The organism is Aurantivibrio plasticivorans, assembly GCF_055392955.1.
The window spans coordinates 68,017-88,412 of the sequence record NZ_AP036020.1; the positions used below are offsets into that span (position 1 = coordinate 68,017).

20 protein-coding genes are annotated in these 20,396 nt (G+C 46.4%); 12 read left to right on the plus strand and 8 right to left on the minus strand.

The window, feature by feature from the left end:
- Nucleotides 1-10: 10 nt before the first annotated feature.
- From znuB to ACZ5NB_RS00300, 3 genes are read right to left on the minus strand one after another with little or no spacing between them, the layout of a single operon-like run.
- Nucleotides 11-796 carry a zinc ABC transporter permease subunit ZnuB gene (gene znuB, locus ACZ5NB_RS00290; RefSeq protein WP_460230774.1) on the minus strand — a complete coding sequence of 262 codons (786 nt, stop codon included), beginning with the start codon at nucleotides 794-796 and terminating at the stop codon, nucleotides 11-13.
- Nucleotides 789-1,634, minus strand: a complete 846-nt coding sequence (gene znuC, locus ACZ5NB_RS00295; protein ID WP_460230775.1) for a zinc ABC transporter ATP-binding protein ZnuC — start codon at nucleotides 1,632-1,634, stop codon at nucleotides 789-791. The genes znuB and znuC overlap by 8 nt, the downstream gene beginning before the upstream one ends.
- On the minus strand, nucleotides 1,589-2,092 hold the full coding sequence (locus ACZ5NB_RS00300; protein WP_460230776.1) for a Fur family transcriptional regulator: 504 nt from the start codon (nucleotides 2,090-2,092) through the stop codon (nucleotides 1,589-1,591). Before ACZ5NB_RS00300 ends, znuC begins: the two co-directional genes overlap by 46 nt.
- Nucleotides 2,093-2,240: 148 nt before the next feature.
- Between ACZ5NB_RS00300 and ACZ5NB_RS00305 the strand changes: the two genes are divergently transcribed.
- Nucleotides 2,241-3,260, plus strand: coding sequence for a metal ABC transporter solute-binding protein, Zn/Mn family (locus ACZ5NB_RS00305; RefSeq protein ID WP_460230777.1), 1,020 nt, complete (start codon nucleotides 2,241-2,243; stop codon nucleotides 3,258-3,260).
- A 68-nt stretch (nucleotides 3,261-3,328) separates the two neighbouring features.
- On the opposite strand, the gene ACZ5NB_RS00310 is transcribed toward ACZ5NB_RS00305, so the two are convergent.
- Nucleotides 3,329-3,586: a hypothetical protein gene (locus tag ACZ5NB_RS00310; RefSeq protein WP_460230778.1), complete on the minus strand. Its 258-nt coding sequence runs from the start codon at nucleotides 3,584-3,586 to the stop codon at nucleotides 3,329-3,331.
- Between the two features lie 587 nt (nucleotides 3,587-4,173).
- On the opposite strand from ACZ5NB_RS00310, the gene polA reads away from it, so the two are divergent.
- On the plus strand, nucleotides 4,174-6,948 hold the full coding sequence (polA, locus tag ACZ5NB_RS00315; protein WP_460230779.1) for a DNA polymerase I: 2,775 nt from the start codon (nucleotides 4,174-4,176) through the stop codon (nucleotides 6,946-6,948).
- Nucleotides 6,949-7,364: 416 nt separating this feature from the next.
- On the opposite strand, the gene yihA is transcribed toward polA, so the two are convergent.
- Nucleotides 7,365-8,009, minus strand: coding sequence for a ribosome biogenesis GTP-binding protein YihA/YsxC (yihA, locus tag ACZ5NB_RS00320; protein ID WP_460230781.1), 645 nt, complete (start codon nucleotides 8,007-8,009; stop codon nucleotides 7,365-7,367).
- 295 nt (nucleotides 8,010-8,304) lie between these two features.
- Between yihA and ACZ5NB_RS00325 the strand changes: the two genes are divergently transcribed.
- From ACZ5NB_RS00325 to ACZ5NB_RS00340, 4 genes are all read left to right on the plus strand, one after another.
- Nucleotides 8,305-8,952 (plus strand): c-type cytochrome, encoded by a 648-nt coding sequence (locus ACZ5NB_RS00325; RefSeq protein ID WP_460232074.1) that lies wholly within the window; start codon nucleotides 8,305-8,307, stop codon nucleotides 8,950-8,952.
- 262 nt (nucleotides 8,953-9,214) lie between these two features.
- A complete protein-coding gene (locus ACZ5NB_RS00330) occupies nucleotides 9,215-9,889 on the plus strand; it encodes a thiol:disulfide interchange protein DsbA/DsbL (protein WP_460230783.1) in 675 nt (224 codons plus the stop codon).
- A gap of 33 nt (nucleotides 9,890-9,922) precedes the next feature.
- A complete protein-coding gene (locus ACZ5NB_RS00335) occupies nucleotides 9,923-10,549 on the plus strand; it encodes a thiol:disulfide interchange protein DsbA/DsbL (protein ID WP_460230784.1) in 627 nt (208 codons plus the stop codon).
- 138 nt (nucleotides 10,550-10,687) lie between these two features.
- Nucleotides 10,688-12,370, plus strand: a complete 1,683-nt coding sequence (locus ACZ5NB_RS00340; protein ID WP_460230785.1) for a GGDEF domain-containing protein — start codon at nucleotides 10,688-10,690, stop codon at nucleotides 12,368-12,370.
- Nucleotides 12,371-12,393: 23 nt separating this feature from the next.
- Here ACZ5NB_RS00340 and ACZ5NB_RS00345 read toward each other — a convergent pair whose 3' ends face one another.
- Entirely contained in the window at nucleotides 12,394-12,762 is a 369-nt protein-coding gene (locus tag ACZ5NB_RS00345) for a response regulator (RefSeq protein WP_460230787.1), read from the minus strand.
- A gap of 298 nt (nucleotides 12,763-13,060) precedes the next feature.
- Here ACZ5NB_RS00345 and ACZ5NB_RS00350 point away from each other — a divergent pair, with 298 nt between their 5' ends.
- Nucleotides 13,061-13,441: a c-type cytochrome gene (locus ACZ5NB_RS00350; protein ID WP_460230789.1), complete on the plus strand. Its 381-nt coding sequence runs from the start codon at nucleotides 13,061-13,063 to the stop codon at nucleotides 13,439-13,441.
- Between the two features lie 114 nt (nucleotides 13,442-13,555).
- Here ACZ5NB_RS00350 and sseA read toward each other — a convergent pair whose 3' ends face one another.
- Together sseA and ACZ5NB_RS00360 are read right to left on the minus strand one after the other, a co-directional pair.
- Entirely contained in the window at nucleotides 13,556-14,398 is an 843-nt protein-coding gene (gene sseA, locus ACZ5NB_RS00355; RefSeq protein WP_460230791.1) for a 3-mercaptopyruvate sulfurtransferase, read from the minus strand.
- Between the two features lie 23 nt (nucleotides 14,399-14,421).
- The gene (locus tag ACZ5NB_RS00360; RefSeq protein ID WP_460230792.1) at nucleotides 14,422-14,955 is read right to left on the minus strand and encodes a DinB family protein; all 534 of its coding nucleotides are present in this window, start codon (nucleotides 14,953-14,955) and stop codon (nucleotides 14,422-14,424) included.
- 168 nt (nucleotides 14,956-15,123) lie between these two features.
- Here ACZ5NB_RS00360 and ACZ5NB_RS00365 point away from each other — a divergent pair, with 168 nt between their 5' ends.
- The 5 genes from ACZ5NB_RS00365 (at nucleotide 15,124) to ACZ5NB_RS00385 (ending at nucleotide 20,052) form a co-directional block, all read left to right on the plus strand.
- Nucleotides 15,124-16,749 carry a carboxylesterase/lipase family protein gene (locus ACZ5NB_RS00365; RefSeq protein WP_460230794.1) on the plus strand — a complete coding sequence of 542 codons (1,626 nt, stop codon included), beginning with the start codon at nucleotides 15,124-15,126 and terminating at the stop codon, nucleotides 16,747-16,749.
- A gap of 192 nt (nucleotides 16,750-16,941) precedes the next feature.
- Complete coding sequence (locus ACZ5NB_RS00370; protein ID WP_460230795.1) at nucleotides 16,942-17,421, plus strand: MgtC/SapB family protein; 480 nt, start codon at nucleotides 16,942-16,944, stop codon at nucleotides 17,419-17,421.
- A 219-nt stretch (nucleotides 17,422-17,640) separates the two neighbouring features.
- Nucleotides 17,641-18,051 carry a hypothetical protein gene (locus ACZ5NB_RS00375; protein WP_460230797.1) on the plus strand — a complete coding sequence of 137 codons (411 nt, stop codon included), beginning with the start codon at nucleotides 17,641-17,643 and terminating at the stop codon, nucleotides 18,049-18,051.
- Between the two features lie 57 nt (nucleotides 18,052-18,108).
- Nucleotides 18,109-18,468 carry a VOC family protein gene (locus tag ACZ5NB_RS00380; protein ID WP_460230799.1) on the plus strand — a complete coding sequence of 120 codons (360 nt, stop codon included), beginning with the start codon at nucleotides 18,109-18,111 and terminating at the stop codon, nucleotides 18,466-18,468.
- A gap of 366 nt (nucleotides 18,469-18,834) precedes the next feature.
- Nucleotides 18,835-20,052 carry a dihydrodipicolinate synthase family protein gene (locus ACZ5NB_RS00385; protein ID WP_460230800.1) on the plus strand — a complete coding sequence of 406 codons (1,218 nt, stop codon included), beginning with the start codon at nucleotides 18,835-18,837 and terminating at the stop codon, nucleotides 20,050-20,052.
- Nucleotides 20,053-20,396 lie beyond the last annotated feature (344 nt).

Consider the following 20,396-nt stretch of genomic DNA (forward strand, 5'->3'; position numbering starts at 1 on the left):
TAACTAAGCGTTAGATAGCTACTTTCTTAGAGAGGGAGATGACAAAAAACGTTGTGGCTGATAACACGATAGAGGGACCAGTTGGTGTATTTAACCAATAAGAAGCAGCTAACCCACCACAAACTGCTAAGCAACCAATTAAAGCGGACACAATCGCCATTTGTTCTGGTGTTTTAGATAGTCTTCGGCTGGTTGCTGCAGGAATAATAAGTAATGCCGTGACAAGTAAAACGCCTACAACTTTCATTGCAACCGCAATCACAACCGCGAGGAGCACCATGAGTAAGGTCCGGATAAATGTCGTATTTATGCCTTCAACCTTGGCGAGGTCGGCCTGAACGGTAAAAGACAACAACTGCCGCCAAAACCAAATGAGTAAGCCGAGCACGATAACGCCGACGCCGTAGATCAAAGCGATATCTTTGATCGATGTGGCGAGGAGGTCGCCAAACATATAGCTAAACAAATTAACACTGGGACTATCAATAATTGCAACGGCTACTAAACCAAGCGCTAGGCTTGAGTGCGCAAGAATACCAAGTAGTGTGTCAGTCGCGAGACTTTGATTGTGTTGCATCGCAACGAACAGCAACGCGAGGGTTGTGCAAACTGCAACGATGGCGATATTTAAGTTGATCGACAAAAGTAACCCGAGTGCGACACCAAATAGTGCGGAATGCGCAAGTGTATCCCCCAAGTAGGCCATTCTGCGCCAAACCACAAATGAACCCAGTGGGCCTGTTAATAGCGCGACACCAATACCGGCTAGCAATGCGTAAAGAATAAAATTAGGCATGGTGGTCACCCTGGCAAGCATGGTCGTGACTGTGGCTGCCATCGTGGGTGTGGTCGTGATGGTGCGTGTATATCGCAATACCCGTGTCTTCGGTTTTACCGAACAGCTGCAAAAACTCTGGATGCGTACTAACAGCTTCTGGATGACCCTCACAGCAAATATGTTGGTTCAAACACACTACTCGGTCAGTGGCAGCCATGACGATATGGAGATCGTGTGAGACCATCAGCACGCCGCACTCTAATTCATCTCGTAAGTTGCTAATTAACTGATACAACTTCGATTGCCCTGCGACATCCACACCTTGCACAGGCTCATCAAGCACTAAAAGATGTGGTTTACGATACAGGGCACGGGATAGCAGTACACGCTGCATTTCTCCGCCTGAGAGAGATTGCATCGCATAGTTTTCCAGGTGGCTTGCGTCGGTGAGCGCCAGTGCTTGGCTGACAGCATTTCGATCACCACCCGCAAGACCTAAAAACCCTTTAACCGTGAGAGGCAAGGTAGGATCAATGGAGACCTTCTGCGGCATGTAGCCAATGCGTAGATCAGGTCGCCGAATCACACGGCCTGCATCCGGTTTGAGTAACCCTAGCAGTATACGAATAAGTGTCGACTTACCTGCACCGTTAGGCCCAATGAGGGTAACTAGTTCTTTAGCGTAAACTTGTAGGTTTGCATTGCGCAAAATATCGCGTTTGTGACGGGTGAAACCAATACTCGATGCCTCAATTAAAGGCTGAGCGGTGGGGTGGTTAGGCGTAGCATTCATAATAGTGGGTGTGCCATTCAGGCGTTTGTCTGGTGTGATGTATTGGTTTGGCAATCTGGACACAATCCAAAGATCTCTATGGATTGTTCTTTCGCCACGAAATGTCGAGCCTGTGCCGAATGGGTAATTGCTTGGTTCAACGAATCATCGTCAAACTCGGTTGCCGTTTGGCAGTGGCTGCAAATTAAGAAGTGGCTTTGATGATGGCATGAAGGATGATTGCAGCCGACGAATGCATTGATGGAATGCAGCTTGTGGACCAAATCCTGCTCAACCAAGAAATCTAGTGCACGGTATACAGTGGGGGGTGCGATAGTCTTATCGCTCAGTTCTTCTAACATGGCCATTAACTGATAGGCCCCGACTGGCTGACGGCTCTGCAGAATCAGCCGAAGTACCTGCTCACGCTGCGGCGTTAACTTTACGCCACGCTCAGAGCACAGCCGATTGGCCGTCATCAACGCGGTATTAGTGCAGTGCTGCTGATTATGTGGCTGAGAGGTGAGTGAGGTAGGGTGCATAGACCATTCATTCCGGTATTCTACCGGCGCTTGAAAAAGAATTGTTACTTTATAACATAACTTTCTTGTAAAATGCCAAGTTAATAGAACGGGGCGCAACATTAAAGATCAAGATTCGCGAGGCATATCCAAGATTATGGGCAGTAGGTTGAGTAATCAAGTTAGTAGAGTCAACAACCATGGGGGTTTACGCCCTCTACATGTGACATTGGGAAAATTTATTGCTGTATTACTCATGTCGTTTTTGTCTCTGTCCGGTTTTGCTGATAATGATCAAGCACTAACCTCAAAGGCCACAGCTAACGGTGACTTAATGTCAGTGTCACCGGCTAAGTTAGATGTCGTTGTGAGTATTCGTCCCATCGCTTTGATTTTAGAAGAGCTTCTGGGAGACCTAATCTCAACCCGGGTTTTAGTGCCAACCAATGCATCGCCTCATGACTACACACTTAAGGCGTCGGATGTAAAGGCGCTATACGCTGCCGACTATGTGGTTTGGCTCGGGCCCGAACTCGAACAATTTATGACGAAATTACTATCTAACATTTCAGAAAAGCGAACGATAACTCTCACGGCTACTATTGATCACCCCAATAATACTCACCATAACCATAGTAACCATACGGATCACCATGAACACCATGCCGACAACCATCAGTGGTTAGACCCTCAAGCAGTCCGTGTCATGGCTAAACATATCGTAACCACGTTGTCAGCGGAGCATCCCGAGCTGGCAAATCAGTTGGCTGACAAGCATGCAGTGTTTGCAGAGAAAATCGCCACACTGGATCAGCAGTTGAGCGAAAAATATGCGTTGGTTAAACACACCCCATTTGTTGTGTATCACCGAGGCTACGATGCATTAGTGGAGCATTTCGGATTGCAGCAGTTAGGTTGGGTGACGATAAACCCAGAGCAGTCCCCTAGCGTTAGACATCTTGTCGAACTGCAAAAATCGATTAAAGAAGTGAGTATTAACAAACCCGTCAAATGTCTGTTTTTCGAGGTTTCAGGTAATGCTGAAGTCGCCAATCGGATAGCGGGTCAGTTGGGTTTGCAAGCCGTGGCGCTGGATATCCTGGGGGCAGATGTGCGTGTAGAGAGTTATTCAGCAATGCTAAATAATATTGTTACGGACATGCAGGCGTGTTTAGCGACAGCGCAATGAGCGGCAAGCATGTGGATTGTTGGAAAGTGCCAGCCCCAGCGAACGGAGGCTGGCGGGGTGACATCTGATTAATGCGTGTGCATTAATTCGCTGGGCCTAACACCGCGTGCAAGAAGTGAGTTGACTTGGTCTTCGTTGAGCTCACTAGTAAACGCAGCGAAATAGGTTTGAATTACTTTGTCACTTGATTGCGCACAATTTTTTAGAAGGTCGATCATCGCCGCTTCATCCGAAAGCTTATGGCGAACTCCAGTTAGTGTGTGTACCTGGCTAGCGAGTTGTTGTAGCCGGTAAACACCGGACTGAGACAGTATCAGTTTGTTCACGAAAATCCCCTTTAATAGATCAACATATCCCCCCGAATCATAGCGTGGGTACGGAAAAGTGTAGTCGACCCGCCTGCCACCGGCCTTGTCACTTTTGAAAAAATTGCCTGAAAAAGCATCTAATTATAAATAGTGTGATGTACGTCGGGGTCGGGATAAAACGGGATAGATGTGCTGACAAAAGGAGGAATCGAAAGACAATAACCTCGAGACTCTAAAGATAAGCGAGTGCACACTTACAGCAATTGGGTGCTGTTTCTTCCAAAGTCGGTTTTCGATGAATGCGAATACTAGCCGAGACCTCGCTCTGAAACTGACGAATAAAAACTTACCTCTACGTCATGGGTGAATTCCCTGAGGTTGCCTCGACCATGAATAGCTGTTGTCAACACTTGGTAAGTGAGCACTTATTCTGAGAGCTCTGGAAATCGTAGGTATCAAAATAGTACACCTTTTTATGTCAGTATGAAGGGGTCTTTGTTTTGATAGCGAAGCGGCGAACTAAGAGGCTTTGGTGTAAGCTAGCGCCCTTTCATTACCACCGATATCCGGCGGTATCCTCCACATTAAAAGCACCAATTCACGCTATGACCACAAAGAGTGTTCCCCTAATCCTAGTAGACGGTTCGTCTTACCTATATCGCGCGTTTCACGCCATGTTTAAAGCTGATCTACGCACTTCATCCGGCCAACCCACAGGCGCCGTTCGTGGTGTTACCAGCATGCTTAAAAAGCTTCAAAAGGATTACCCCGAGAGTCCGATCGCCGTCGTGTTTGACGCTAAAGGGAAAACCTTTCGCGATGAAATTTTTGCGGAGTACAAAGCGCACCGGCCGCCTATGCCGGATGACCTTAGAAGCCAAATTGAGCCTACCCATAACATTATTCGTGCGATGGGAATGCCCTTGCTCATCGTGGATGGCGTGGAAGCTGATGATGTTATCGGCACGCTAGCCAACCAGGCCACCAAGGGAGGTGTTGAAGTCATCGTCTCTACTGGTGATAAAGATATGGCGCAGCTTGTCAGCGAACACGTAACGTTGATTAACACCATGACGGAAACGGTGATGGACCGTGAAGGTGTGGTAGAGAAATTCGGTATTCCGCCGGAGTTGATTATCGACTTCCTCGCGTTGATGGGAGACAAGGTCGACAATATTCCCGGTGTGGCGGGAGTGGGTGAAAAAACGGCCCTTGGTTTGTTGCAAGGCGTGGGTGGGTTGGACGCGATCTATGAGAATCTTGATGCGGTAAAAGAGTTACCAATTCGCGGCGCTAAAAAACTACCAGAAAAACTCGAAGCGAATAGAGATCAAGCCTACTTATCCTATGAGCTAGCCACCATCAAACTCGATGTTGAACTTGATTGCACGCCGCAGGATATCGCTATGTCCGCCCCCGATATCGAGCGTTTGCGAGAGCTATACACCGAGCTCGAATTTAAATCTTGGGTTGATGAATTGTCCGACGATGGGGGTGACAATGCCACGGCCACAGCGATGGCAGTTGAAGCGCAATACCACACCATTACCGATGAAAAAGAGTTGGAAGATTGGCTGCAGCGAATTAAAGACGCGGGCTTATTTGCCTTCGACACCGAGACCACTAGCCTAAATTACATGGAGGCGGAAATTGTTGGGGTATCTTTTGCTGTCGAAGCCGGTGAAGCGGCGTACGTTCCGTTAGCCCATGACTATGATGGAGCGCCGCAACAGCTATCAAGAGAATTGGTTCTAGAAAAACTAAAACCCCTTTTAGAAAGTGCAACGCTTGGGAAAATAGGTCAAAACCTAAAATACGATAAACATGTTTTGCAGAATTACGATATCGAATTAAACGGGATCCGTTTTGACACCATGCTGGAATCCTATGTGTTGAATTCAACGGCCACTCGTCATGATATGGACAGTTTGGCGCTGAAGTATTTGGGTCACAACACAATTCATTTTGAAGATATTGCGGGTAAAGGAGTTAAACAAAAAACCTTTAACCAGATAGCGATTGAAGAAGCGGCACCCTATGCCGCTGAAGACGCCGATGTTACGTTACGCCTTCACCAGGTGCTCAAGCCCGCTTTGGAAAAAGAGCCTAGCCTAGAGGCGGTATTTGATGAATTAGAGCTGCCACTGCTTACTGTATTGCAGCGTATTGAACACCGTGGTGCGCTTATCGATCGTGCTGCGCTGAAAAAGCAGAGTGAAGAAATAGCGATTAAGCTTGAAGAGCTAGAGCAGCAAGCCTATGACTTGGCAGGTGAAGAATTTAACCTAGGTTCACCTAAACAACTGGGACGCATTCTTTTCGAAAAACTGGAAATTCCAGTATTGAAAAAAACGGCCAAAGGTGCACCTTCAACAGCAGAAGAAGTACTCCAAGAGTTAGCGCTTGATTATCCTCTACCTGAGTTAATTATTCAGCACCGAGGGTTATCAAAATTGAAATCGACCTACACCGATAAGTTACCGTTGATGATTAACGAAAAAACAGGTCGGGTTCATACGTCTTATCATCAAGCGGTTACGGCGACGGGGCGACTGTCATCGTCAGATCCAAATTTGCAAAATATTCCGATTCGGACCGAAGAAGGACGCCGTATACGTCAAGCATTTATAGCGCCGAGCGGCTACAAAATTGTTGCAGCCGATTACTCGCAAATCGAATTGCGCATCATGGCGCACCTTTCGCAGGATAAAGGCTTGCTCGACGCCTTCGCTAAAGGCCTAGATGTACACCGCGCAACGGCGGCTGAAGTTTTTGGTGTGGCACTGGATGAAGTGACAAGTGATCAACGCCGCAGTGCAAAAGCCATTAACTTTGGGCTAATTTACGGCATGTCGGCTTTTGGTTTAGCAAGACAATTGCATATTGGCCGAAAAGAAGCGCAAGAATATATTGATTTATATTTTGAGCGCTATCCGGGCGTGCAAGCCTATATGGAGCGTACTCGCGCATTAGCGCATGACAAAGGGTACGTTGAAACCATTCGTGGTCGACGATTGTATCTTCCAGAGATAAATGATCGTAATGGTATGCGTCGACAAGCTGCTGAGCGTACGGCGATCAATGCGCCAATGCAGGGTTCTGCAGCAGACATTATTAAGCAGGCAATGATTTCGGTCGAGGCTTGGTTACAAGGCGACGCGCAAGCAGACAATAGTTCGCCTCAAGGTGATTTATTGGCAAGTGCTGTAGACGCGCGGATCATTATGCAAGTGCACGATGAATTAGTTCTCGAGGTGCATGAAAGTGATTTAGAGCGAGTCAGTAAAACGTTGTGCGAAATTATGTCCAACGCAGCGGACTTGGATGTACCGCTATTGGTTGAAGCGGGGAGTGGTGACAATTGGGATCAGGCGCATTAAATGGTTTTCAGCACGCTAGGAGCTGTGCAAGTGCACAAACGCAGTGAGAACGGGTCGAACATATAGTCGGAAACCCGTTCCATAATGTTGAGTACTTCGTGAGCCCTTGCACAAAACAACAATCCTAGGTCGTTTCATGGGCCAAGATTAACTATGCTTAGAGTTAGTTTTAGCTCTCCTTGAAACTTCGTAGCGAATTGCCCTAATTTTATTAGGGCGTTTTTTTTTGTAAAAAAGTTAATCGAGAATGAAACTTTTGATTAGACCCCCGGTCTATTTAAACAACTACTGAGCGCATAAGCCCAATGTGTTCAGTAAGCCGGTACTCGGCCCCAAGAGTGCTGGAATTTGAACCCGATGGTTACCCCAAGCCGTCGGGTTTTTTTTGCGCGTCAAAATTAAACGTAGTTGATGAACTAGTGATTGGTTGTGTCGTCGGATTTTTCGTCTGGCTCGTTGCGTAACCATTCATCGAGCTGCACTACCAATTCAGAAATGCCTGTCTTTTTTAGCGACGAAAATAATTGTACGGAAACCAAATCATCAACATTGGCCTCGCGCAAGTGTTGTTGAACTTTGAGGAGTGTTGATTTCGCCTGACCGGTTTTAAGTTTATCCGCTTTTGTTAACAAAATGCGGACAGGCATCTCAACCTCAATGGCCCAATTGAGCAAGGTTGTATCGTATTCCTGCATAGGATGGCGAATGTCCATCAAAATCACTAAACCTTCTAGGCACTCGCGTTTTTGGAGATAATCAAACAGATGTTTCTGCCACTTTTTTTTCATTTCTAATGGGACTTTGGCGTAACCATAGCCGGGTAAGTCCACAATGTTGCAGCGGTCACCAATATCGAAGAAGTTGATGAGTTGAGTTCGTCCTGGCGTTTTACTGGTGCGAGCGAGTTTACTATTCGCCGTTAGGGCATTGATGGCGCTAGATTTACCAGCATTTGATCGCCCGGCGAAGGCGACTTCAGCCGCAGTATCCTTGGGGCACTCCTGCAAAGTCGGTGCGCTTCGTAAAAACTGGGCATTGTGATAACGATTGGGCTTGGACAAGAATTCACCTGCTGCAGGTTGTTAGGAGGCGCTATTGTACGGGTAAATCCATAGGTTTGGTGCAGGGAACGAATCTGATGCAGGAAAAAGCCTCTAAACGCTTAATTCTTAACCAAAAAACGGGCTCAAAAGGTGCTTTATCAGATGGTTAGTATATAATGTGCGGCCTTTGCCACCGGGCTAGTTGCGTGGCGGTCACTTATCCCGTTGAACCTCTTGGGGAAGAGGTGTCGCAACAGGGGTGAGATGAAAACGAATTCCGTAGCACACCACAACATTTACGATGGAATTAATGATGAAGAACGTTTTTAAACCTGCTTTGCTTCTGATGGGCGCACTTTCAATGGCTCAGGGCGCTGCCGCTCAAGGTGATGCCGCTGCTGGAGAACCATTAACCGCTGTGTGCGCTGCATGCCACGGCGCAGATGGCAATAGCCTTGCACCTATTTACCCAAGCCTCGCAGGCTTAGGTGAAAAGTATCTCACGAAGCAGCTTCAAGATATCAAGAGTGGCGAGCGCGCTATTCCAGAGATGACGGGATTGCTCGCTAACATGTCTGATCAAGACCTTGCTAATGTGGCGGCTTTCTACGACAGCAAGCCTGCTGCGCTGACTGGCGCTAAAGAGATGACTGTTCGTGTTAACAGTGGCGCTGACGTTGATGCTTTGCGTCTCGGAGAGCAACTCTATCGCTACGGTAATCCAGAGTCTGGCGTTGCAGCCTGTACAGGGTGCCATTCACCCACTGGCCAAGGTAATGATCCAGCCGGTTACCCACGCTTGGGTGGACAGCATGCGGATTATGTTGTTAAACAGCTCGAAAGCTTCCGTGATGGTGTTCGTGTCAACGATGGCAATGAACAAACCATGCGTGGCGTTGCGAAACACCTGAGCAATGCGGAAATCCAAGCGGTTGCGAACTATATCGCTGGATTAAATTAATAGGTTTTACATTAGTTACCAGGGTTCTCGATACGCTCACGAATAAATTGGGAACCCTGCGTGACAACCAAGGTCTGTGTAACACGGGCCTACAGGGTGAATAACGCTCCTTAATGGCACCCTAACAATATCTAATAATCAAGCCGATTAGCTACCGGTGAGTAGCCATAACGGCAAACCGATAAACATCCGAGCGTTACTTCAGAAAGCACTCTTTGACTCCCGCTTCTTCTTAACGCTTCGTTCTGGTCAGAGGTTAGCTATGCGCTTTTTCGCTGTTCTATTTACCGTTTTCTTTTCTCTTGCTGCGTGTGCTGAAGACAAAGCACAATCGACCGCGCCTGCTTATAAGGAAGGTGTTCATTACGTCACCTTGCCAAAAGCCTATCCCGTGGATGACCCAAGCAAAATCGAAGTAGCCGAAGTGTTTTGGTATGGATGTAGCCACTGTTTCCATTTCGAGCCGTTAGCGCGTACCTGGAAGGCGGTTGCGCCCAGTGATGTGAATTTTGTTCGCGTGCCCGCCGTTTGGAATGGGCTCATGGAACTTCATTCGCGTATGTTCTACGCGGCTGAAGAGTTGGGCATCTTAGACAAAGTGCACCAACCTATTTTTGATGCGATGCATCCACAACAGCCTGAAAGCATCGTTATCGTCAAGCGTCAGCCCAAAATGTTTAAATCCTTCGAAGAAATAGCCGAGTTTTTTAGCGAGTACGGTGTAGCAAAAGACGACGCTCTAAAAGCGCTTCAAGCTCATACCGTGGTTGAGAAAGTCAATGCTGCGAATGCGCGTGCACGAGCTTATCAAATCAGTGGAACGCCACAGCTTGTTGTACATGGTAAGTATCGAATCGAAACCAACGGAAACACCACGCAGGCCGATTTATTTAAAGTGGCCGATTTTTTGGTGGCAAAGATTCGATCTGAAAAATAATTATTACTGCCTTAAGCCTAAAAGGACTAATCAATGAAAGTTATTACACAGTGGTTTACCGCCATTGCATTAAGCATGTTGTGTGTGTCGACACTGCAAGCGCAGGAGTTTGAAGAGGGCACTCACTATACAGTCATTAGTGACAAACCAATGCGACGAGGAAAAATTGAAGTGGTCGAGGTGTTTTCATATAGTTGTGGACACTGTTATAACTTCGAGCCTTTAATCAAAGAGTACAAAAAGAATCTCCCTGAAGGGGTCAAATTTAAGCAAGAGCATATTAAGTGGGATGGGCCAACAGAAAATCTTGCGCGTGCCTTCTATACCGCGAAAGCACTACGCAGTGACGCCGCCAACGATGCAATGTTTAATGCTATTCATATCGAGCGTAAGCGTGTCGTTGAAGAAAAAGAAATTAAAAAAGTCTTTTTAGAGGCTGGCGTCGAAGAAAAGGCCTTTGATAAAACCTACCGTTCGTTTGGCGTAAATAGCAAAGTGAACCGCCTACAAGATATGATGAGTGACTATCAGATTGATTCAACTCCCCAGTTAGTTGTTAACGGTAAATATAAAATTCAACCCAAAAATAATGTGTCACAAAAACAAATGCTAGAAATTGCAGACTATTTGATCGCTAAAATTAAAGCTGGCGACCTGTAACGTTTTAACGCATTCCTCTCGATAACCAACGGCGCCCCACTATTCGTGCGGCGCCGTTGTTTTTAGTCATACCCTTTTGTTTGGCTTTTTTGCAGCCTGTCTATACTCAATATATGACAGACAGATCGAGGCCGGACAATGTCCACCGATAACACTCAGCATTGGAAAGAGAAGTACCTCAACCTTATTGAAGTACAGGAAGCATCTGAGAAGACCAACGCAGAGCAACAAGAGTTGCTGCGCCGTACGCTAGTGCGAGTCAGCCTTGCCGCGGATGGTCTTGACCCAGAGCTTGATGGTGCGTTGTCTAGCCTGCGTAGTACCCTTAAAAAGGACAAGATCACTGGATTGTCGAAGCATTTAGATGGCCTCGAACAAGAGGTTATCCACTTCGAGCAGCGTAAGTCAGCGCGCCAAACCGATATGCAGAGCGCGTTATCGCAGATTTGTGAGCAACTTCTAATGCTTCAACCAGATGCGGCGGCGAAACGCCGTATCAAAGCCCTTAGCAAGCGCATTAGAAAGCTCGATGATTGGTCTCTGCTGGGGGAATTGCTGAATGATTTGAGCGCGCTGCAGGCCGACTTGTTCCAGCCTGAGGGCGTCGCGAGGCCTGAGAAGCAGAGTTTTCTTGTTCGGTTGTTGGGCAGTAATTCCACTACCCCGAGCGAGACAACGGATGTGAAAGTTTCCTCTCAGCATGTTTCACTTGCCACGGGTGATATAGACTGCGGCACTGGTCAACCTGAAGTGATCGCGACTAGTGCTGAAACCTTTGCGGGGATAGATCTCCACGTACTGGGTGCCCGCGTCGCAATGATCTTACAAAAAATGTTGGACGACATTGAGCCTGCCGAGTGTGTCGCTGAAAAAATATCAAATGCTAAACAGCGGGTTTCTCGCGGCCTCAACTGGCGAGACCTGGTGCCAACGCTAGAAGATGTTCGCGATTTAATTATGCAGTCGCACTTAGCGGCGAACGACAGCTTTAGTGAATATCTACTTTCACTTAATACCGAATTACTCAACATATCAAAACTATTAAAACTCACTGGCAGCGCTTTTGATGATCAGCAAGCACGTGAAGCCGTTAGTCAAAGTGAATTGAGTAATCAGCTTCGTGAGATTTCCCAGGTTACTGAGTCGGCTACAGATCTAGAGTCATTAAAATTGACCATTGCTGAGCGGGTGAAAGTGATTCGCGATTCGATGGAGAAAACACAATCGAGCCATAGTATTTCAAACCAAATAAAAGAACTGCTTCAGCAGGTAGAGGCACTAGAAAACAAAGCACAAGAAACGACAGAAAGCCTGAATATACAGCGTGAAAAAGCGCGTACTGATGCATTAACTGGTTTGCCTAATCGTGAGGCTTACAATGAAAGGTCTCACCAGGAATGGGTTCGGTGGTCACGATACCAAAACCCAACATCGATGGCAGTGATTGATATCGATCACTTCAAAAATATCAATGATAGCTACGGGCATCAGACTGGCGATAAAGTTTTAAAATTGGTGAGTAAAGAGTTTTCCAAACGACTACGTGAAGTGGATTTTATAGCGCGATATGGTGGAGAAGAGTTTGTGGTACTACTACCAGAAACAAAGGCTAACGACGCATTAAAAGCGCTGGATACTATTCGTGAAACTGTGGCTGAGTTGCCGTTTCACTTTAAGGAACAACCGGTGAACATTACCGTATCAATTGGCGTCAGTGAATTTAAAGAGAGTGACACAGTAGAAACCCTATTTTCACGCGCAGATAATGCTATGTACCAAGCGAAAAATGATGGGCGAAATTGCGCCCGTGTTGTTTCCTAAACCTCACGTTGGGTGGCAGCGAGCTAGTGGTGTATCAAGGCTTTCAAGCAGGCTAGAAGTTTCTCTTCGTCTACCGGCTTAGTGATCAGATCATTTACGCCGGAAGCAAAAATGTCCGCAGTTTCACCTTTGATGGCGTGAGCAGTAAGCGCAATAACTGGAAGGTCACGCCATTGCTCGTTTTCGCGGATGCGACGCGTTGCCTCTTTACCGTCGATCCCCGGCAGAGAAATATCCATTAATACGCAGTCATAGGACGCCTGCTCAAGCAAATCCAGGCCCGCTTCGGCTGTGTCTGCACAAGTGACGTCATAGCCACCATCCTCCAGGATCCAAGTGACTAGGCACTGATTGTCTGGGTTATCTTCAATAACTAGTAGCGATTTGCTCATACATCACCTTCAAGAAGCCTTCCCTAAGTGTAGGTGAGAAACACAGGCCATGTGGGATCTCTATTGGCGTTAGTGGGTCCAAACACGGGGTGCTTTGAGAAACGTGGTAATCCATAGCGAGCTCTCAGGTGTATGTGACCCCGGCGTCATCACAGATATTGGCGTCAATGTGCGCAAATCATTTCGTTATGCGCTGATTGTGCTTATAATAAGCGCCGTTTTTTGGCCTCCTGGCCAGTCTTTTCGTCTTAGCGAGGTTTTCATAGTGAAACAGTTGAAGAAAGTAGTTGTAGGTCTAATGAGCGCTGCCCTAATGGCAAGTGCTGTTTTCGCCATCGCCGCTGGTGACTCTGACGCTATTGCCGAGCGTTTACAGCCGGTAGGAAAAGTGTGTATGGCTGGTGATGACTGTGCAGGCGGTGCTAGCGTTGTAGCGGCTGGTGAGCCACGCAGCGGTGAAGAAATCTATACTACCAAGTGTGCCGCTTGCCATAATGCAGGTGTTGGTGGCGCGCCAAAAATCGGCGATGCCGGTGATTGGGAGGCTCGTGTAGCACAAGGTATGGACGTATTATTCGATCACGCGTGGAACGGTTTCAATGCGATGCCACCTAAAGGTATCTGCATGGATTGTACGGAAGACGAAATGAAAGCAACTATCGAGCACATGATTCCATAAGCGATAGTCAGCGATGTATTTAAAAGCCGCTCTTTAGCGGCTTTTTTTGTGCCTGATTCCCTAGCTTGATATCACCTTAGATGGCGGCGAGGATTAGCAGACACACCGAGTTTATCAGGTCTTAGAGACGGGCAAGTCGTTGTCTCCTCCCCATTCGCTCCATGACCCATCATAGACAGATAACTTGCTATAGCCGCACAACTGAGCCGCTAACAATACGACGCAGGCAGTAACACCAGAGCCGCAGCTAAATATTAACGGTAGCGCTGCCTTAACTCCCGCTTGGTTAAAAATGCTCTTGAGTTGTTTCAGTCCTAGGTAGCGACCTTCGTCAACCAGTGTCGCGAATGGAATGTTTGTTGAGTTTGGAATATGACCACCACGTAAACCTGCACGAGGCTCCGGTTCGGTTCCATAAAATCGCCCACTTGATCTGGCATCGACAATATTCGCTGTGGTGTGATTGGAATGATTAAGCACAGTCTGTTTGTCAACGACCCATTGAGTTTGTAAACGTGCCACAAAATTGCCCGGTGGGCTGTCGCACTCATATCTTTCGTCCGTAGCGAAGCCGGCCTCTCGCCAGGCTACAAGTCCACCGTTGAGAACTTGAATATTCTCTAACCCCATAGTCTTGAAAAGCCACCAAGCTCGAGGCGCTGAATAAATTCCATAGCGATCATAAACAACAACATGGGCATCGGTGTTTATACCCAGTGATTGAACGTATTGGGTAAAGGTTTCTGGTGTCGGCAACGAATGTGGCAAATTACTAGTCAGGTCACTGGCTTTCTCTTCAATATCAAAGAATTTCGCCCCAGGAATACAGAGAAACTTGTCTTCGTTAACCGTAAAACCAACGGGCGGCATTGTGGCATCGAGGATAATAATCTGTTTAGAATTTATGAGCGCTTGAAGCTCTTCCGCAGATATTAAAGGACTTGGTATGTTATTCATGTGCGCCCATCCTAAGATGAATATTAAACGTTAGGCAATAGTTGAAGCAAATCAGTAGAGCCAATATCAGTGTTGTGCTGGCTTAGTAATGTGGTTACCTGGCCTCGATGATGTGTTTGGTGATTGAAAAAATGATGCAACAAATGTAAAAACGACTTTGTGAACGAAGCACCTTTTGTATTGTGATAGGTTAAATTGGACGTTAAGTGCTCTGACTTTAGCTCGTGGATAAATTCAATTATTGCAGCATCTAAACTTGCTCTGCTTTCTTCTAGCTTCTCTAGGTCGTCATAAATAATTTGATCCAGAGATGTAGGTTTTGGAAAATTCACAATAATATTTAACGCTCGAAATTGCGCCGGATGATTTGCAAAACGTGTTAACCAAATTATATCCGCGACCAATATATGGTTGAGTGTTCCGAGAATAGAGCGAAAAAAAGCGTTGTAATCATTGGTAACTATGGGGGTGCCCAATGACTTTGCGGCAGCATAGACTTTTGCATTCATCAATTGGTTGTAATGCGCGAAGAGTGTTAGCGTACTTTTATCAGACATTGTTTAGTCCACCGGGATTAGCGTGAGATAGGCTAAGTGTATTCACAACCGACAAAATTGTTCTGAATATCGGAATTATAAGCTGGTAAGGTAATGTAATCTATCAAGGCGTTTTGCTTCTGCTTTGATAGGATGATACCCAAATACAACATAATCTTAGAGGCGATCATGTTCAAAAAAATAGCTAATGTAAATGATCAACATAGCCGCACACGCAAAATGTTAAGTCTTTCTTTATGGGCGTGTGTTGCGTTTTCTGTCTATTTAACTGGGTGTAGCAAAGAAGAGGCAATCAGTGAAAGCCCCGTACCCAGCAGTAGCAACGCTGTAGTGACAGGAGACCCTTCGCGAGTGTCTACCAGTCTAGGCGTGTTGCAAGGAGAAGCCCTAGCTGACAAAGGAGTTGTCGTTTTTAGAGGTGTTCATTACGGTCAATCGACTGCCGGGGAGAATCGTTTCTTGCCCCCCAAACCGGCTACAAGCTGGGAAGGCGTAAAAGAAGCTATCCAATTTGGTGATGTATGTCCGCAAGGTGGTGAAGTTGGTCGTATCAATAACGTAGGAGATTTGTTACCCGCTAGCGAAGATTGTTTGGTAATTAATATATGGATGCCATCAACAGAAACGAAAGATCGGCCAGTGATGGTGTGGTTTCACGGCCGTGGATTTTATGCAGGCTCTGGCTCCGAACCGCTTTACGATGGTGCGAACCTAGCGAAACGTGGTGACCTAGTAGTTGTTACCGTCAATCACCGACTGAATGTGTTTGGCTATCTTCACCTTGGTGATAAAGCTGGAGAGGCGTTTGCGACATCCGGTAATGCCGGTGTGCAAGATATGGAGCTCGCGCTGAAGTGGGTGCGGGATAATATTTCATCGTTTGGCGGTAATCCAGATAACGTGACGATTTTTGGTGAATCAGGTGGCGGCGTTAAAGTTGCCACACTATTGGGTACGCCGAGTGCAAAAGCGCTATTTGAGCGTGGCATTATCCAAAGTGGTGCTAGACCAACAGCCTACCCCATTGCTTACGCCGAAAAATCTCGCGATACCGTGATGGAGAAATTGGGCGTCAGTACAGTTGAAGAACTCCAAGCCTTGCCCATGGAAACATTGCTTGGCGCGGTAGCCAACCCAGTAAGAACTAATCCGAGCTTTGGACCTATTAAAGACGGTAACTACATACCTCGCGATATGTTTGTACCTGATTCCGCGCCGAGTGCTGTGGGTAAACCGATCATGGTTGGTAGTAACCGTGAAGAATATTCAATATACGAGCGGGGCAATCCTAACTTTGGCGAGATGACCGAAGCCCAATTAAAAGAAAAACTAGTGCCGACGACAGGCGACAGATATGCCGACGTTATTGCGGCTTATTCAGAAAGTCGTAACACAACCAATCCTTGGGATCTATATATCGCAGTTCAGAGTAGCCGTTTCCACCGAGGCACAGATAATTTAGCCGCCGTGCATTCAGCGTCGGGGCCGACTTATTTGTACAGTTTCGATTTTCCCGTGAACGAAAAGCTCAAAGCCCACCACGGCGCAGAAATCGCCTATGCATACAGCAATGCGACGTCGGTAGACAATCCACCGGAGGACGCTAAGGCCGTAGAAGATGCCGTTAGCGAAGCCTGGATTGCCTTCGCCAGGACGGGCGACCCCAATCATCCAGGAATCCCCGAGTGGCCTACCTACAACACCGAAACTCGACCAGGTATGGTATTTGATGTGGAGAGTAAAGTGGTTGAGGATATTAGGCACCTCGAGCGGGAGGTTTGGTTAGAAGACTAATCTAGGAGCGTTTGACTTTACCGTTGTTTTATTTTTCATCTATCGTTATTAAATACGCTACGCTGGATAAGTGTTGAAAGGCCACAAAGATTAGTGGCCATTCTTAACAAAGTTAAAACAAAGGGCCTCAAACTTCTCAAATCTTGCTAAAGTTCGATACCTATTTAATTGATAATATTTAGCAGGGTATCAATGTCCGTCGAACACATGTTTTCTATTCATCCCTTCAGTTGGTTATCTATAGGCACCGCGCTTTTGTGTGGTTGCATTATTGGTCTTGAGAGACAGCTAAGGGGTAAGCCGGTGGGTATTAGAACCTCGTCACTGATTGTGCTGGGGACGTATATCTTTATCGCATCATCGGCACTGGTCAGTACCGAGGTTACGGATACATCACGTATTATTGGTCAGGTGGTTACAGGTATTGGATTTCTTGGGGCTGGTGTGATGCTTGCTAAAGATGGTGCGGTGGTGGGGGTTACCTCGGCGGCTACCATCTGGTCTCTTGCGGCTATTGGTGTTTGTATCGCTGTCATTGATGGATTTGTTGCAATTAAGCTGTCATTCATTGTCGTGGTGATCCTTTATGGTGTTGATTTATTAGAAGACCACCTTTCCGGTCTTACCAAAGGTGTTCATGAAAAGTATGCGGATTGGAAACGGAAAAATTGACGTTTGAGTATGTTTGCTACATCCGACAACGATTGCCTACGAGAGAATATTCAACACCACTAAGCAATGTAGAAAACACTAGCCATCCGTCACAAGGGAAACATGGCAACCATCATTGAAGAACTTATTACTTATTGTCAACACGCCAGGTCAAAGCCAAATTGCATTTCGACTGTTGAAACATATCTCCGAGACAAACTATCATCAATTGCAACAGCTATGGCAACCACAAAAAACGGCGGTATCGAAGCGCTGTACGTATCAGATACGCTGACGGTTTTAAACGTCGTCTGGCAGCCACGTATGATGATGCCTCCTCACAACCATAATACATGGGCAGTCATTGGCGTCTATGTGGGTCAAGAAGACAATACGTTTTGGCGGCGCCTACAAGGTGATACGATGGGACGTATAGAGCAAGTTGGCTCGCAATCTATCTGCGCTGGTGAGGTTATTGCGATGCCAGAAGAGACAATACATTCGGTTAAAAACCCGATAAACGAGTTCACTGGTGCTATACACATCTATGGCGCTAATTTCTTCTCGATACAGCGCAGCAAATGGGATAGTCAAGGTTTGCGTGAACAGGCCTACAGCGTGGATGAGAATAACCAAAGCTTTGAAAGCTGAGATTATATTTAACGATATTCATCAAAATGTCGGCAATAAGTAAAAAGGATTATTGATATGACTGACTCACACGAGAAAATTAAATATCTCGAGCTTCCTGCTCGAGATATTTTAGCGACGAAAACATTTTTTAGTGAAGTTTTTGGTTGGAGATTTGAAGACTATGGGCCACAGTATAGTGCTTTTTTTAATGCGGGGCTTGATGGTGGGTTTTACCAGTCTGAAGATTCATCAACCACCGCGAATGGGGCGGCGCTCATTGTCTTCTATAGCGAAAACCTAGATGCCACTCAAAAGAAGATCGAGACAGCAGGGGGGGTAATTTGTAAGCCCGTCTTTTCTTTTCCTGGTGGCCGACGCTTTCACTTCAAGGAGCCGAGTGGCAATGAGTTTGCGGTGTGGTCTGATAAAGAATAATAACGTTGGATTAGACTTATGGTATTTAAAAATCCAATAGCGTTTCAAATGCAGCTCGAGAGGTGGACGATGTCAGCACTTCCGCAGATATGCCTTTACGAGTAATTCGATTTTTGTAGTGGCGAGGTTTCAGAAAATATAAAAAATTATGCGGTATGCTTATAAATTTTCTTTTATCGCAATCGACTATTGGTGTTGTCAGGCTCTCTGGCCGGCAATTTCCTACTCATTGCTCTGACGGTTGACGCGCCAATGGGTCCATTATTCAGAACAAAGGGTGCGGTGAGTTATATTCCGTAAATGCGCTACTATCTGACTTGTTTGTTGGCTAATATCTTACGTTGACAATAGAGTGCGAGCAGAGCGATGAGTAATAACAACAATGCAATTTTACCGGTTATCACTCGCCGACAATTTATCGGGGCTAGTAGCCTTGCTAGCGCGGCATTTATAACAGAGGGAATGTCGATGACGACCTCAGCTTCAACTCAAGAAACACATTCAAAACCACAAAGTGGAAAGTCTCATAAAGCTTGGGCTAAGCAGCATTTACGGGGTGGAGAAGTATTTATCCTTCCGTCTCACCAAGCGGATCTCAAATCGCTTGATGAAGATGGGCTGCGTCGCGATGTCAGGCACTCTATAGCCCAAGGCTTTTGTTCAATCATGCCATTGAACACGGGCATTGATGTCGACACTTATATGCACATGAATAGTGTCATAGCAGATGAAGCAAAAAATAAGATATTAATGGTGGGTGTGATTCGCCCGGGAAGTTGGCAAAAGCAGAAAGCCAATGTGCGTGCACTAGAACGTCAAGGGTTTTCCCATGCCTTAATGTATTTCAACCCCGAGCTTCAAAGCTTAGATGAAATCTACCAACAAATGCGCGAGATTATTGAAAACACATCACTCGCTATTGTACTTTACGTAAGGCCGAACAAAAAAATCGAACGCTTTGATCCCACCGGTTTACCTCTCGACGTATTCGACAAATTAGCAGAGCTAGATAATGTTGTTGCAGTAAAATTCACACAAGAATTAAGGCCAGCGGCCGCCTATGCAGTCGCAAAACGCGTAGGCGATCGTTTACTGTTGGGCGTAGTAGACCTTGAAATGATGCTACCACTCTCATTGAAATACAAAGTGCAATGGGCTGCTCAGTGGGGCATCGACTCTCTGCAGTCTCCCGAGAAGCCTTGGGTAAATCAATATTTAGAACTACTGAGCCTCGGCAAGAATGAACAAGCTTACGACCTGTATTGGCAGTATGAGCCTATAGCGAGCGCCTTCTACGCTATGCAAGCGCCATCTCTGCGTGTTGGCGGTCATCCATGGCTGCAAATTAAATACATGAAGTGGCTTACTGGGGGCAATGGTGGGCTTCTTTCAGACTTGCATGAAAGCCCAGAACACATTCCGCATTTGACGCCGCAAGAGCGAGCTACTTTTCGACATAACTTTATCAATGCGGGCTTTAAAGTTACTGATTTACCGGACGAAGCATTTATGGTGGGAACAGAAGCCTTCAAAAGGGGCGTCCGCGCAAGCGATCTAGTCGCCACACCACAGTATATCGTTTAGTGACGAGCCGTTTAGCAGTGCGGAATATTCACTTCATAAGCCAACGTGATCTAACACTCAAAACAATTCAACACGCGTCAAGTTAAATAGACGCCGTTTATAAACAGTGGGAAAAATTCTGCCTAGAAGGCTCTACGTTGGCTTGCCCAGAAACTTGTCGTTCTCGTATGGAATGACCACACTAACACGTTAATCATTGGCCGCGACGAACTGGACAGTTGTCGCGTAAAACAACAAAAACCTACACTACACTTTTCCCTTCTCATTATTGGTTTTACGCTGCGAGCGGGCGTATTCATTCGCTGAAGTGGCTGACAGCTATCTTGGTTGAGTACTTACGGTAT

Bases quoted from the DNA above. Each gene is read 5' to 3' on its own strand.
- ACZ5NB_RS00340 (WP_460230785.1), top strand. From the start codon at position 10,688: ATGTCCACCGATAACACTCAGCATTGGAAAGAGAAGTACCTCAACCTT.
- ACZ5NB_RS00360 (WP_460230792.1), bottom strand. From the start codon at position 14,955: ATGTCTGATAAAAGTACGCTAACACTCTTCGCGCATTACAACCAATTG.
- ACZ5NB_RS00375 (WP_460230797.1), top strand. From the start codon at position 17,641: ATGGCAACCACAAAAAACGGCGGTATCGAAGCGCTGTACGTATCAGAT.
- ACZ5NB_RS00325 (WP_460232074.1), top strand. From the start codon at position 8,305: ATGAAGAACGTTTTTAAACCTGCTTTGCTTCTGATGGGCGCACTTTCA.
- ACZ5NB_RS00365 (WP_460230794.1), top strand. From the start codon at position 15,124: ATGTTCAAAAAAATAGCTAATGTAAATGATCAACATAGCCGCACACGC.
- ACZ5NB_RS00370 (WP_460230795.1), top strand. From the start codon at position 16,942: ATGTCCGTCGAACACATGTTTTCTATTCATCCCTTCAGTTGGTTATCT.
- ACZ5NB_RS00385 (WP_460230800.1), top strand. From the start codon at position 18,835: ATGAGTAATAACAACAATGCAATTTTACCGGTTATCACTCGCCGACAA.
- sseA (WP_460230791.1), bottom strand. From the start codon at position 14,398: ATGAATAACATACCAAGTCCTTTAATATCTGCGGAAGAGCTTCAAGCG.
- ACZ5NB_RS00345 (WP_460230787.1), bottom strand. From the start codon at position 12,762: ATGAGCAAATCGCTACTAGTTATTGAAGATAACCCAGACAATCAGTGC.
- znuB (WP_460230774.1), bottom strand. From the start codon at position 796: ATGCCTAATTTTATTCTTTACGCATTGCTAGCCGGTATTGGTGTCGCG.
- polA (WP_460230779.1), top strand. From the start codon at position 4,174: ATGACCACAAAGAGTGTTCCCCTAATCCTAGTAGACGGTTCGTCTTAC.
- ACZ5NB_RS00380 (WP_460230799.1), top strand. From the start codon at position 18,109: ATGACTGACTCACACGAGAAAATTAAATATCTCGAGCTTCCTGCTCGA.
- ACZ5NB_RS00300 (WP_460230776.1), bottom strand. From the start codon at position 2,092: ATGCACCCTACCTCACTCACCTCTCAGCCACATAATCAGCAGCACTGC.
- ACZ5NB_RS00330 (WP_460230783.1), top strand. From the start codon at position 9,215: ATGCGCTTTTTCGCTGTTCTATTTACCGTTTTCTTTTCTCTTGCTGCG.
- ACZ5NB_RS00335 (WP_460230784.1), top strand. From the start codon at position 9,923: ATGAAAGTTATTACACAGTGGTTTACCGCCATTGCATTAAGCATGTTG.
- ACZ5NB_RS00350 (WP_460230789.1), top strand. From the start codon at position 13,061: ATGAGCGCTGCCCTAATGGCAAGTGCTGTTTTCGCCATCGCCGCTGGT.